Annotated in this window: 7 protein-coding genes; all 7 read right to left on the bottom strand. The window is 73.6% G+C overall.

The genetic code is table 11. The features are described 5' to 3' along the window. Positions 1 to 3: 3 nt before the first annotated feature. Positions 4 to 3777 carry a UvrD-helicase domain-containing protein gene (locus AC5L38_RS19695; protein WP_495244255.1) on the bottom strand — a complete coding sequence of 1258 codons (3774 nt, stop codon included), beginning with the start codon at positions 3775 to 3777 and terminating at the stop codon, positions 4 to 6. 25 nt (positions 3778 to 3802) lie between these two features. After that, on the bottom strand, positions 3803 to 7021 hold the full coding sequence (locus AC5L38_RS19690; RefSeq protein ID WP_495244254.1) for an ATP-dependent helicase: 3219 nt from the start codon (positions 7019 to 7021) through the stop codon (positions 3803 to 3805). 401 nt (positions 7022 to 7422) lie between these two features. Then, complete coding sequence (locus AC5L38_RS19685) at positions 7423 to 10323, bottom strand: CDP-glycerol glycerophosphotransferase family protein (RefSeq protein ID WP_495244253.1); 2901 nt, start codon at positions 10321 to 10323, stop codon at positions 7423 to 7425. Positions 10324 to 10665: 342 nt separating this feature from the next. Beyond that, positions 10666 to 10974 carry an MGMT family protein gene (locus tag AC5L38_RS19680; protein ID WP_495244252.1) on the bottom strand — a complete coding sequence of 103 codons (309 nt, stop codon included), beginning with the start codon at positions 10972 to 10974 and terminating at the stop codon, positions 10666 to 10668. After that, positions 10962 to 11330 (bottom strand): hypothetical protein, encoded by a 369-nt coding sequence (locus tag AC5L38_RS19675; protein WP_495244251.1) that lies wholly within the window; start codon positions 11328 to 11330, stop codon positions 10962 to 10964. The genes AC5L38_RS19680 and AC5L38_RS19675 overlap by 13 nt, the downstream gene beginning before the upstream one ends. A gap of 111 nt (positions 11331 to 11441) precedes the next feature. Next, entirely contained in the window at positions 11442 to 12887 is a 1446-nt protein-coding gene (locus tag AC5L38_RS19670; RefSeq protein WP_495244250.1) for a S8 family peptidase, read from the bottom strand. Beyond that, entirely contained in the window at positions 12881 to 13678 is a 798-nt protein-coding gene (locus tag AC5L38_RS19665) for a hypothetical protein (protein WP_495244249.1), read from the bottom strand. The genes AC5L38_RS19670 and AC5L38_RS19665 overlap by 7 nt, the downstream gene beginning before the upstream one ends. Positions 13679 to 13780: the final 102 nt, after the last annotated feature.

Here is a 13780-nt window from a genome sequence, read left to right as displayed (position 1 = left end):
GGGTCAGCGGAGGGCCGGCACCGACTCGACGAGGGTGACGAGGCCGCGCTCGTCGAGGAGGTTGACGGGGCGGACCGTCTCGTTGAGCAGGACGTAGTGGAAGGCCGCGCTCACCTGGTCGAGGGGGACGGCTGCCAGGTGGGACCAGGCCAGCCGGTAGGCGGCGAGCTGGACGGCGGCCGCGGCCTCGGCCTTCCTGCCGTTCGGGCGGCGGCCGGTCTTCCAGTCGACGACCTCGTAGCGGTCGTCGGAGACCTGGAAGACCGCGTCCATCCGGCCCCGGATCACCCGGTCGGCGATCATGGTTTCGAAGGGGACCTCGACGTCGAACGGTTCCCTGCCCGCCCACTCGCTCTCCTCGAAGCGGGCGCGCAGCTCGTCGAGGTGGGCGTCGGTCTCCTCGAAGTCGTCGGACGCGCCGGGCAGCTCGAACTCGTCCATCAGCCGCTGCTGGCCCCAGCGCCCCTCCAGCCAGCGGTGGAAGGAGGTGCCCCTGCGGGCCAGGGGGGCGGGCTTCTTGGGCACCGGGCGGCGGATCTGCCGGGCCAGCGCCTTGGCGTCGGAGGCCAGGGTGACAAGGGAGGAGACGGTCAGGTGGGTCGGCAGCTCCACCCGGCCGCTGCCGCGCCGCCGGTTCAGCTCCCGCTCCCTGAGCAGGAGCTCGATGTCGCGCTCCCACGCCTTCGCCCGCTCCCGGTCCCATCCCCGCAGGTCGGCCACCGGTGCCGTCCGCCGCGCGCCCTCTTCCCCGGCCCCGGACTCGAACCCGGCCCAAGGCTCGGAGTCGGCCCAGGGCTCGGAGTCGGCTTCGGGCTCGGGCGCCGCTCCCGTTTCCGGCACCGCTGTCGGCTCGGTCCCGGACACCGGCTCGGACACCGGCTCGGACACCGGCTCGGACACCGGCTCGGACACCGTTTTGGGCATCGCCCCCGATTCGGGTACGGCCCTCGGGCCGCCGGCCACGGCTTCGGGCACTCCCGGAAAGGCGTCCGTGTCCTCCGGGCCGGCGGGGAAGGGCACGTCCTCGTCCTCCGGATCCGACGGGAAGGACTCGTCCCACGGATCGCCGGGGAAGGGCACGCTCTCGTCGTCCGGGAAGGGCACGTCCGCCTCCCCGGGTTCACCGGAGGCAGGCGCCCCGCCCCTCGGAGTCTCGGGGAATTCGGGGAAGGGGACGTCCTCGTACGAGGGCGCGGAACCGGAGGCCGCGCCCCCCGCCAACGCGGCGAGGGCCGCCTCGACCATGGTGGCGCCGTCGAGGACCGCCGCGTAGCGGACGTCCTCCGGGGCGATCGGCCAGACGGACTCGGCGGGCTCGGCGAGGAGCGGGTTGGTCGCCCCCTCCTCCACCTCCGGGGCCCAGAAGGCCACCCGGCCGCAGGTCTCGCGGATCTCCACCAGGAAGTCGGACGGCTCCAGCGGCTTGGCCGCGGTCCCCCAGCGGTAGCCGGAGGCGATCAGCAGGTAGTGGGCGCGGGTGACGGCGACGTACGCCAGGCGGCGCTCCTCCAGCAGGTCGCGGTCGCGGCAGCGCTCGTCGAAGTCGGCCAGTTCATCCTTGGAGAGCCCGACCAGCTCCGGCAGGTCCGAGGCGTCGCCGCGCAGCGGGTAGGGCAGCTTGCGGGGGTTCTCCGTCCACTTCGGGCTGGTCGTGGAGCGGGCGGGGAACATGGTGCCGACGGTGAGCGTCCCGGCCTTGGACAGCGCCTGGGACAGGCCGGGCACCACGACGACCGGCCACTCCAGGCCCTTGGAGGCGTGCACGGTCATCAGCTTCACGCTGTTGCTCTCGCCCACCCGCCCGGCGTCCAGCCCGTTCTCCTCCTCGTCGGCCGCCTTCAGGAACGCCAGGAACGCGCCCAGCGTCGGGTCCTCGGAGTCTCCGGCGAACCGGGCGGCGGCGTCCAGGAAGGCGTCGAGGTCGGCGCGGGCGGCGAACGGGCCGACGGCCGTCCCCCTGGCCGCCACCTCGATGTCCAGGCCGAGCCTGCGCTCGATCTCCAGGATCAGGTCGGGCAATGGCTGGCCGGTGTGGGCGCGCAGGAGGCGCAGCTCCTGGGCCATGGCCACCAGCCTCACCGCGGCCAGGGGGGAGAACAGGTCCTGCCACGCGGGACGGTCGGGCAGCTCGTCGAGGGCGTCGACCAGGCTGCCGCGCTCCTCGGCCATGTCCGCCACGACCTGGTCCAGCGGGTCGGCCACCGGCGAGGAGCCCTCGCGGGTCTCCCGGTTCAGCTCGCGGGCCCGCTCGCCCAGCTCCTTGAGGTCGGCCGGGCCGATCCGCCAGCGCGGGCCCGACAGCAGCCGCACCAGGGCGTCCCCGGCGCTCGGGTCGTAGATGACGCGCAGGGTGGAGACGATGTCGGCCACCTCGGGCACGGTGAGCAGGCCGCCCAGGCCGACGATCTCGACCGGGATGCCGCGCGCCTCCAGCGCCCTGCGCAGCGCGGGGAACTGCGAGCGCTTGCGCGCCAGGATCGCCACGTCGTGCGGCTGGAGACACTGCGGGCCGCCCCAGGCGCTCTGCTTGGCGCGCTTGCGCTCGCCCTCGCCCCAGGGCATTCCGTCTGGCGCGCTCTCCGCGCCCAGCACCCTGGCGATCCCCGAGGCGATCCACTCCGCCTCGTCGTCGGCGGTCTCGTGGAAGGCGCACACCACCCGGCCGCGGTCGACCCGGTTGCCGCCGGGCACCAGGACCGGCACCTCCCTGGCCTCCATCCGCAGCGGCAGCTGGAGCCGGGCCGCGACGTCCAGCACGGCGTCGCCGTTGCGGAAGCTGACCGACAGGCGGCTGATCGGGGCGAGCTCTCCTGAGGCGGTCCTGAAGTCGCGGGGGAAGCGGGTCAGGTTGCCCGAGGAGGCGCCGCGCCAGCCGTAGATGGACTGGCAGGGGTCGCCCACGGCCGTCACCGGGTGGCCCCCGCCGAACAACGCGCGCAGCAGCACGAGCTGGGCGTGGCTGGTGTCCTGGTACTCGTCCAGGAGGACCACGGCGAACCGCCCGCGCTCGATCTCGCCGACGTCGGCGTGCTTGGCGGCGATCCGGGCCGCCAGCGCCATCTGGTCGCCGTGGTCGACGACCTCCCGGCCCCTCTTGAGCCGGGCGTACGCCTCGACCAGCGGCAGCAGCTGCTCCCTGGCCCGCTGGACGGCGAGCGGCCTGCGCTGGTCCTTGATCGGCGTGCCGGGCAGCTCGGCGTACCGCTGGGCGAGCCAGGCGCCGACGTCGCGCACGTCCTGCGGGGTGCGCAGGTGCTCGGCCAGCTCACCGGCCAGCTCCAGCACCGCCCGGGTGACGGTCGCCGGGCTCCACTCGACCTGCTCCATCGGCCCGTCGTACGCGCTGACCACCCGCCCCGCGAGCTGCCAGGAGACGGCCGGGGAGACCAGGCGCATGGTCGGCTCCAGCGCCTCGCGCAGGGCGTGGTCGGTGACCAGGCGGGCCGCGTAGGCGTGGTACGTCGAGATGGTCGGCTCGCCCTCCATCAGGTCGGCGGGCACCTGCTTGGTCTCGACCAGGCCGTTGAGCCGCTCGCGCACGCGCGCGGCCAGCTCTCCGGCGGCCTTCCTGGTGAAGGTCAGGCCGAGCACCTGCTCGGGGCGGACCAGCCCGTTGGCGACCAGCCAGACGACGCGCCCGGCCATGGTCTCGCTCTTGCCGGATCCGGCTCCGGCCATCACGACCATCGGTTCGAGGCCGGCCTCGATCACGGCGGCCTGCTCGGGGGTCGGCGGCAGGATGCCCAGCTTGGCGGCCAGCTGGACCGGGCTCAGCACGTAGCGTCCCCCGGGGTCGTGCGGCTCAGCACACCTGATCTCCGTTCTTGCTGACCGGGCAGCTCGCCCGCACGGCGCAGGTGCGGCAGCCGTCGTTCACCTTGGCCTGGAAGAACGGCCCCGACATGCCGATGGCGACGGTGTCGACCATGTCGCGGGCCCAGCCGGGGTCGGGGTCGTCCGCCAGCGGAGGCTGCGTCTGCTCCTTGGCGGCCTTCTTGCCCGCCGCGTCGCCCACCTGGACCAGGGCCGCGCCGCCGGGCTCGGTCATGCCGTGCCGCTGGAAGGCGCCCAGCAGCGCGGCGAGCTGGTAGACGCCGAGCTGGGGGTGGCGTTCGAGGTCGGCGTCCTTGGGGCCGTTCTTGCCGGTCTTGATGTCGATGATCACGGCCCGGCCGTCGCCGTCGCGCTCGACCCGGTCGACCCGGCCCTTGATCTGCACGCCCTCGGAGACCATCGCCGTGAACGCCTCCTCCAGGCCGACCAGCTCCCGGGGGTTCTCCTCGTGCCAGCGGACGAACTTGGAGATCATCTCCTCGGCGACCCTGCGCTGCTTGCGGTTGTACCAGACGCCGCCGAAGTCGAGCTCGTGCCAGACGTCGTCCAGGCGCTTGCCGAGGGTCTCCTCGGTGGGCATGCCCGCCGCGGCGAGGACGGCGAGCGCGTGCACGACCGTGCCCAGGCCGCGGGCCACGTCGGTGCCGCCCGCGCCCACGGAGGTCTCCAGCAGCCAGCGCAGGCCGCACTTGCTGAAGCTCTCCACCGCCGAGGGCGAGACGCGCACGATGTCGTCGGGCCAGCTGAGCGGGCGGTCGTCGGAGATGGGGGTGAGGGCGTACCACTCGTTGGGGTGGGCGCCGGGCACCCCGGAGGCGGCGAGCCTGGCCAGGTGCTCGGCGGCGGACCTGCGCAGCGGCTCCGGCCTGGTGGAGTCGGCGACCGCCGAGCGCAGGTCGGCCACGAGCGCGGACATGCTGAGCCAGCGGGACCGCTCGTCGACGCCCACGTCCTCGGCCGAGCCGGGGACCAGCTCGGTGAGGAAGCGGGAGGGCCGCTCCTCGGTGTCGTCGCCGCCCACGGCGGTGACGATGAGCCTCTTCCTGGCCCTGGTGGCGGCCACGTAGAACAGGCGGCGCTCCTCGGCCAGCAGCTGGGAGGCGAGGGCGGCGGAGACGGCCGCCGGGTTCTCGTGCTCGGAGCCCTCGGCCCTGGCGACCATGTCGTCGGTGCTCAGGATGGACCCGCGCAGCCGCAGGTCCGGCCAGGCGCCCTCCTGGACCCCCGCGACGACCACCACGTCCCACTCCAGGCCCTTGGAGCGGTGCGCGGTGAGGATGTGGACCGTGTCGCCGTCGGGGGCCCGGTCGGCGAGGGAGTCGCCGGGGATCTCCTGGGCGACCAGGTCCTCGACGAACACGTCCACCCCGGCGTGCGGGAGCCGGTCGACGAACCTGGCGGTGTGGTCGAACAGCGCCACGACGGCGTCGAGGTCGCGGTCGGCCATGGTGCCCCGGACGCCGCCCCTGAGGCTGACGTCGGTCCACTTCCTGGCCAGGCCGGTGGCCTGCCAGACGGCCCACAGCACGTCCTCGGCGGTGCCGCCCTGCCGTACGGCCTCGGTGGCGGCGGAGATGAGACCGGCGAGCCGCTCGGCGGGCTGCGCCACGTGCGGCTCCACCCTGACCAGCTCCCGCGCGTCCTTCAGCGCCGCGACCATCAGCTCGCCCGAGGAACGCGGGCCGGGGCTCTCGCGCTCGGCGACGGGTCCCACCACGTCGTCCACGTCGTCCACGCCGTCCGCGCCGTCCGCGCCGCGCTCGCCGGGACCGTCCGGCACCTCCTGCTCGCCGGGGTCGGCGAGCGCCTCGTGCTCGGCGATCCGCAGGGCGCGGCGCAGGCGGCGCACCCCGATCATGTCGGTGCCGCCGAGCGCCCCGGTCAGCAGTTCCTCCGCCACCCCCTCGTCGAGGGTCTCCGGGTGCAGCGCCACCTGGATGAGCCTGATCAGCGGCCGTACGCCCGGCTCCTGGAACAGCGGCACCTCACCGCCGCCGACCACGACCGGCACCCCGGCGGTGACCAGGGCGCGGCGCAGCAGCGGCACCTGGCGCGTCGCCGACCGCACCAGGACGGCCATCCGCGACCAGGGGACGCCGTCCAGCAGGTGCGCCCTGCGGAGCGTGTCGGCCACGATCGCCGCCTCCTGGGTGGCGCCGTCGGCCACCAGCACCCGTACGTCGCCGGGCTCGGCGTCCGGCAGGGCGCGCAGGTCGCGGTGCGCGGCGCCGCCGGGGGTGGCGGGCAGGCGGGCGGTGACGCGGCGGGTGGCCCTCAGCAGGTCCTGACCGCTGCGGCGGCAGACGCGCAGCGCGACGACGGGGGCCTTCGCGCCTCCGGCGTCGCGGAACCGGTCGGGGAAGTTCATGATCCCGCGGACGTCGGCGCCGCGGAAACCGTAGATCGACTGGTCGGGGTCGCCGACCGCGACCAGGTCGCGGCCCTCCCCCGCCAGCTGCTGGAGCAGGAACTCCTGCGCGGGGTCGGTGTCCTGGTACTCGTCGACGAAGACGGCGTCGTACGCCGACCGCTCGCGGGTCCGCACCTCGGGGTCGGACAGCAGGGCCCCCGCCGCGCGGATCAGCTCCGCGTAGTCGAGCACCGGTTCGAGGTCGAGGTCGAACCTGGCCTGGTAGCGGTCGGCGAACGCCCCGGCGGCCACCCAGTCGGCGCGGCCGTGGCGGCGGCCCAGCTCCCGCAGCTCGGGCCCGTCCAGGCCGCGCTCGGCGGCGCGGGCCAGGAAGTCGCGGAGCTCGGAGGCGAAGCCGCGCGTCTTGAGCGCCTCGTGCATGTCGTCGGGCCAGTGCGCGGCGCCGTCCTCCAGCTCGCCGTGCAGCAGGCGGCGGATCTCCAGGAGCTGCTCGGGACCGGTCAGCAGGCGCGGCGGCAGCCCTCCGGCGAGCACGGCCTCGCGGCGCAGCAGCGCGTAGGCGTAGCTGTGGAAGGTGAGGGCGAGGGGGGTGCGGGTGGTGCGGCGCATCCGGGCCGTGATGCGCTCGCGCAGCTCCTCGGCGGCCTTGCGGCTGAAGGTGAGGACGAGCACCCGCTCGGGGTCGACGCCCCGGCGCTCGATCCTGTCGACGACGGTCTCGACGATCGTGGTGGTCTTGCCGGTGCCGGGCCCCGCGAGCACGAGGAGAGGGCCGCTCCCATGGGCCACCACCGCCCGCTGGTGCTCGTCGAGCACAGGGGCAACAGCCCTCCCCGCACCCTCACGACGTATCAGCCGCCAGTCCTGACCACTCACAACTCGCCATTCCACCAGATCCCGGACGATGATCGTGCCGAGTCGGCGGGTACGGCATGGCGGATTCTTCACCGGACACGACCGGCGGCGCGCGGTTTCCGGAAGATCCGAAGCCCGAAGCACCCTGCGGACCTGCACGGGAACCCCAAAAAGGGGTATTCAGGGAGAATTCACAGGCGGGACGAGCCACCCGAGGAACCGGTCAAGGATCACGAGACGACCGGGAGCGAACCGGGGAACGAGCCTCAAAACGGCTTCGGGGGCCGTTTCCAGTGACTGGAAACGGCCCCCGGAGCCGGTCGGATCACCCTGACCCTCGCGAGACGGTCAGGCGGGACGAATCAGGTCGGGAAGACGTGGTCGACGAGCCTCGCCGTCGCCTTGCCGTCGTCGCGGGGCGCGTAGGTGCGCTGGAAGAGGTCGTACTTCTCGGCGTGGGCGGCGACCACCTCGTCGATCGACCGCAGGGCCTTGATGACCTCCGCCCCGGTGGACAGCAGCGGCCCGGGGGCCTCGGCGGCCAGGTCGAGGTAGACGCCCCGCTTGGACGAGTAGCGCTGCAGGTCGTGGGTGAAGAAGAGCATCGGCCTGCCGGTCGCCGCGAAGTCGAACATGACCGACGAGTAGTCCGTGATCAGCACGTCCGTGATCAACAGCAGATCCGTGATATCCGGATATGTCGTGACGTCACGCCCGAGCCCGGCGCGCACGTTCGGCGCCGCCTGCATCGAGTGACCCCGGATCAGGAACTCGTGGCCGGGACCGAGCACCCGGTGCGCCTCGGCCAGGTCCAGGCGGATCGAGGCGTTCTTGCGGTCGTAGTCGCGGTAGGTCGGCGCGTAGAGCACCACCTTGGCGTCCGCGGCGATGCCGAGCCGCGCGCGCACCGCCGCGGCCAGCTCGTCGCGGTCGGGGGCGACGAGCACGTCGTTGCGCGGGTATCCGCTCTCCAGGACCTCGCCCTGGTAGCCGAACGCCTTGCGCAGCACGCGGGTCGCCCACGGGCTCTGGGAGACCAGCAGGTCCCAGCCGCGCACCTCGACGGCCTGCCGGTGCCAGGCCGGCGGCTTGGGGTCGCGGGTCATGTGCGGCAGGTCGTTGCCCAGGCGCTTGACCGGGGTGCCGTGCCAGGTCTGCACGACGACCTGGTCCTCGCGGGAGCGGAACCACGGCGGCAGGAAGCCGTTGGTCACGATGTAGCGCGAGCGGGCCAGCGCCGCGTAGTGCTCGCGGCTGCCCGCGCGCACCACGGTCGGGCCCGCGCCCGTGCCGAAACCGAGCCTCTCGGGGCCCGGAGGCACGAACGCGCCGTCCTTGACGATCCAGATGTGCTCACCGGCGTCGCCGCGCCGCACCCGCTCCTCGTAGACCGCGCGGACGCTGCCCTCGTACTGCCGCCCGTCGTAGGCGACGTAGACGGTCGCGTCGTTCAGCTCGCGGGTCCGCTCGGCGGGGTAGAAGTGCCGGCGCAGGGCGAACAGGCCGCCGGCGCCCTTCTCGTCGTCGGGGAGGTGCTCGGCGACGGACAGCACCGGGATGTCGAAGCGGGTGGAGATCAGGCGGTACTCGCGGCCGTCGAGGATCTTCGTGTCCTCGTCCAGCCCGTCGAGGATGGCGTGGTCGACGCGGACCGGGACGATCTGCCCGGCCGCGTCGCGGACCGCCATGCTCCAGGTGCCGCTGCTCAGCGGGGCCGTGTCGTCGAAGCGGGGCATCGCGGCGGGCGCGACCCTGACCGTGAAGCGGGAACCCTCGCGCTCCAGGGGGACGGCGTGGATCAGCCCGCTGCGGTGCTTGAGGGTCAGCGCGGCCTCGCCGGAGCCCGGGTAGGAGCCCTCCAGCGTGAGCACGCCCCGCTCGTCCCAGCTCGCCGCGTCGACGACCGGGCGGATGCGGTGCGCGGAGACGCTCACGCGGTCGCGCCGGTCGCGCAGCACGGTGATCTCCCGGTCGCCGACGACCGTACGGCTCTCCTGGGCCTTCCCGATCATGACGGAGGCCGCGGGGTCGCCCTTGGGCTCGATCCAGAGCCGTCCGCCGTCGCGCTCCTGCAGCAGGGACGCCGTCGCGAGCGGCACGACGACGGTGGTGCCGCCCTCGACGGGGGTGAAGTCGGCGGCGATCCGGTGGCCGTCCAGGCGGGCCTGCCCCCTGTTCACGCCCTTGCCCGGCAGGAAGACCTCGACCTCCAGGCGCTCGCCGTCCAGCCGCACACCGGCCAGCTCGGCCCGGGTGGGCTGCAGCACGATCTGCAGGGCGCGGTCGGAGGTCCAGACGGGACGGATCCACCAGCCCTTGCCGAGGTCCAGCCCGGCCGGGCGCTCGGTGCGGCCGGTGGAGGGACCGCGCAGGAGACCGTCGGCGCGGGCGCCCCGGCTCCAGATCACGATCTCGGTACGCCAGGTGGTGGTGTCCTGCACGGTCGCGCGGCGGCGCAGCAGCCGCTTGCCCCCGCGCACCACGGCCCGTACGGCCGAACGCCAGCGCAGCGGCCACGGGCTCATCTCGGCGGTGAAGCCGGACCAGTCGTAGTTGCAGCCCGCCTCCTCCGCGCCGTGGGTCGCCTCGGGGTGGAAGGTCCTGCGGGTGCGGAGCCGCACCGGCGGCAGCCAGCGCGGGCCGCGCAGCACCACGCTCGCCCGGTTGAAGCGGCGGCTTCGCACGGACAGCCCGGCCAGGTAGGCGTGGCCGCTGATGTGCAGCCGCCCGCCCGACCAGGAGATGTCCTCGATCTGGGTCATCGGGATGAGGTCGGCCGCCCGCAGGCGGTACAGGGACTCGGGCAGCTCGTCCTGGAGCGGCAGGTCCGCGTACCAGCGGAGGCTCTTGCGGACGCGCTTGGACGGCTCGGCCGCGGCGGTCACGAGCTTCTGCAGCGCGTCGCCGTCGGCGAGGTCGTCGATCCCGCGATGCTCGATCAGGTGGAAGGCGATCCTGCGGGCGACCGGGAGGTCGCGCTTGACGTTCGCGTCGACACCGGTCACGTACGGCTTCAGGAGCGTGACGAACTCGCGGCGTTTGGCGGCACCTCGCTTGGCCGCGACCTCCAGCCGGAATCCCAGGGGGCCGGCCAGCGCGTCGGCGTCGAAGCGGCGCCGCTCAGCCGGTTTCAGCCCGTCCGCCAGCACCGCGGCCATGATCGAGTCGAGTGGTTCTCCCCGGTCGCAGAGATCCTGGACAGCCCGCAGACGATCAGCGACGGGGTCGCCGCTGGATCGTGCGGGAGTGGCACCGGTGGCCATGGGGAAAGCACCGCCTTTCGGACAGAGCGCTGTCCTAGGCCATGGTAGTGCGCCGCGGCAGGGCCGGTTACGCCGTGATTTACGGGCTTGCGGGATTTACAGGCATTTGTGATCTGGCGGGTTTTCCTCACGCCCACCGCACGATCCACGGGTTCCCGTCCCATCCGGCGGGTCTCCCTCATTCCCACCGCAAGATCTACGGCTCCCCGTTCCGCCCGGCGGGTTTTCTCCGCCCCCTTCGCACGAGCCACGGCCTGCCGTCCGGCGGGTTTCCCTCGCACCGCCGCAAGACCTGCGAGGTCCCGCCCGTCCGGTGGGGCCTCCCCACGCCCGCCGCACGACCTACGGGTTCCCGTCCCACCTGGCCGCCCGCATGTCGGCGCGGGCACCCCTCAGCGGGGTCCGCTCCTCGCGCCAGCTCGCCAGGCACCGCTGCTCGTGACCGGGCGGCGGGGTGCCGTCGGCGTGCACGACGCGCCACCAGGGCACTCCCCCGCCCCAGGTGGACATGACCCTGCCGACCTGGCGCGGGCCTCCCTCTCCCAGGTACTCGGCGATGTCGCCGTAGGACATCACCATTCCCGGCGGGATGCGCTCGACCAGGTCGAGGACCCGCTCGGCGTACGGGGTGGGGTGGCCTACTGGCTCCATACGGTCGGTCCGGCGGAGAGGATCTCGTCGAGCTTGCCGAACTCGTAGGCCGCCGAGCCGTTCAGCTGCTCGACCAGGCCGCCCCGGATGGCGTAGGACTCGCCGTCCTCGCCCACCAGGCGCGCTCCCAGCAGGGCGGACACCCGCGCCAGCTGGGCCACCTGCCAGTCGGACCCGGGGGTGCCGGAAAGCCGGCCGTTCCACAGCGCTATCGCATGAACCGCGCCATTGTGGCGGGCCAGGATCTCCCCCGACTCCTGCGATCCCCTGAATTCGAACCCCGCCTGCCCCAGCACAGTCGCGAGTTCCGCGAAGGCGAGAGGCGCAGGGCGCTCCACGCGCAACTCGTACCCCATAACGCGCGAGACTAGCGAACGTTCCAGGTTTTCCGGGAGGTGAATCCAGACATCCGGGCTACCGCATCCGAACGGTGTCCAAAACGCGTTCGAATTGCAGTCGAATTACGGTTACCTTCGCGATCTCCCGCGCCGGACCGGCTCGAAGACCGCCGTCATCGGTCCCTCCCTGCCGGAGTGCCGGTTGAGCATCGCCACGGCCCCCGCGAACGCCAGCAGCCCGCCCACGAGGCCCACGCCGTACAGCCACAGGCGCGCGGGCTCCGGGCCGGGCCTGGTGGGCTCGGTGGGCAGGGTGCCGTCGCCGAAGCGCTTGCCGTCGGGCACCGGGACCACCGCCGCGCCGGACACCAGCCTGCCCGCCTTGGCCAGGGCCGCCGCGGCGTCGACGACGCCGAACCCGATGTGGTCGTCGTAGCCGGTGGCGGGCCCCGCTGTCGCCGTGGAGGTGAGGGCCTGCGACACCATCTGCGGCGATATATCGGGATATTTTGCCTTTATGAGGGCGGCGACCCCGGCCACCAGCGCGGTCGCCGAGCTGGTCCCCTCCGAGGATCCGTACTTCCCGCCGGGCATGACCACCGGCACGTCGACGCCCGGCGCCGAGACCAGGACCGACAGGTTGTCGCTGCTGAACATGGCCGGCTTGCCCAGGTCGTCCACCGCGCCCACCCCGATGACCCCGGAGTATCCGGCGGGGAAGTTCCAGAAGGAGGTGGCGTTGTCCATGGCGTACTGGGAGTCGCCGTCGTTGCCCACGGCGGCGACGAGCACCACTCCCCTGGACAGCGCGTAGGAGACCGCCTCCCGCTCGCTCCTGTGCGGTCCGTAGGCACCCAGCGACATGCTGACGACCTTGGCCCCGTGGTCGGCGGCGTAACGGATCGCGCGGGCCAGGGGGCTGTCGTCGCGCGAGCGCAGGTCCTCCTGGGGCAGGGCGGTCCCGTCCTCGGGCCGCTCCTCGACGATCAGCGGCAGCGAGAGGATCCTGGCCTCGGGCGCGACGCCGAGAAGGCCCTCCTCGCCCCTGCCCGCCCCGGCGATGAGCGAGGCCATCGCGGTGCCGTGCCGCCCGGCGTCCGGGGTGTCCCTGTCGAACCTGATCGACCCCATGTCGGGCCCGGAGATCACCCGCCCCCGCAGCTCGGCGACCTGGTCGTCCACCCCGCTGTCGACCAGCGCCACGATGACGCCCGACCCCCTGGTGACCTTCCACGCCTCCTCGGTGTTGAGCATCTCCAGCACCCAGCGCTGGTCCTCGCGCACGTCCGCGGCGCCCTCGGGAGGCGCCGCCCCGGGCGGCGCCGACTCCGACGGCACGGCCTCCGGTGGCGCGATCCCAGGCGGCGGCGTGGCCTCCGGTGGCACGACCTCGGGCGGCGCCTCGGGCAATGTGGCCTCGGGCAATGTGGCCTCCGGCGGTGCGACCTCCGGCGGCGTGGTCGACGCGGGCCCGGCGAGTGCCGGGACGGCCGTCGTCGGGGCGGCGACCGGGACCGGACCCGCCACCGAGAGCGCGACCAGCGCCCCCGCCGCCCAGAACCGCCGCCTCAGCACACGTTCCCCTGGGTGCACTGGGGCACGGCGCTGGGCTCGTCGCCCAGGGCGCGGGCGATGCGCCCCGCGACCGCCTGGGCCGCGGGCCACAGCTCGCTGTGCAGGATCTCCTCGGGGGCGACCGACTGCCGGGTGCGGCCGTCGGTGTATCCGGCGGTGGAGAAGACGATGTAGGGGCCGACGCCCACCCAGGCGTTGCGCTGGCGTTGCGCGGCCCCGAACAGCTCGGTCGCCGTGCCGGGGAAGGCCACCGGGCGCACCCCCACCCGATCGTCCACGGCCAGCTGCGCGGAGGCGGCGATCCGCCGCTCCTCGTCGTCGAGCACGGCGATGCCCACGGTGAAGACGAACGAGGACGTCTGGTCGACGTAGGTGGCCCGCAGCAGGGTGCGGCAGCCGTACTCGGAGAGCACCGAACCCACCGGCGCGTCCGTTCCGGCCGCGCAGGCCACCTCGGGGGCGAGACCGACCCTGCGGGCGTACTGCTGGACCCTGCCGAGGCCGATGTACTGCAGCTCGACGGGGAAGACCAGGTCGGCGGTCCAGGTGTGCCAGCGCCTGGCGATGTCGTCCTGGATGTAGCGGGCCTGCTCGGCGGCGGTCAGCGGGCGCGAGCTCGTCTCGCGCACCAGCCCGACCGTACCGGTCAGCACGTTGGTGGCGGCGATGGCCAGGATCGTGCCCATCAGGATGAGGAAGATCGTACGGAAGCGGATGCCCTGTTCGAGGGTCGCGATCTCGGCCCGCTTGACCGCCGCGCGGTCGCGGCCCGCGGCCGGCCAGGATCGCACGCGAGCCCGCCTGACGGAGGATCCCGGCGCGGGCTCCCGCCGGATCCGGCCGGCGCCGGACCCGCCGATGCCGCCCACCCGGGAGCCTGACGGCGGCCAGCC

The sequence above is a fragment of the Streptosporangium nanhuense genome, from assembly GCF_059358815.1.
Note: the sequence above shows the minus strand (reverse complement) of the source record. Positions and strands in the feature narration are given on the sequence as shown.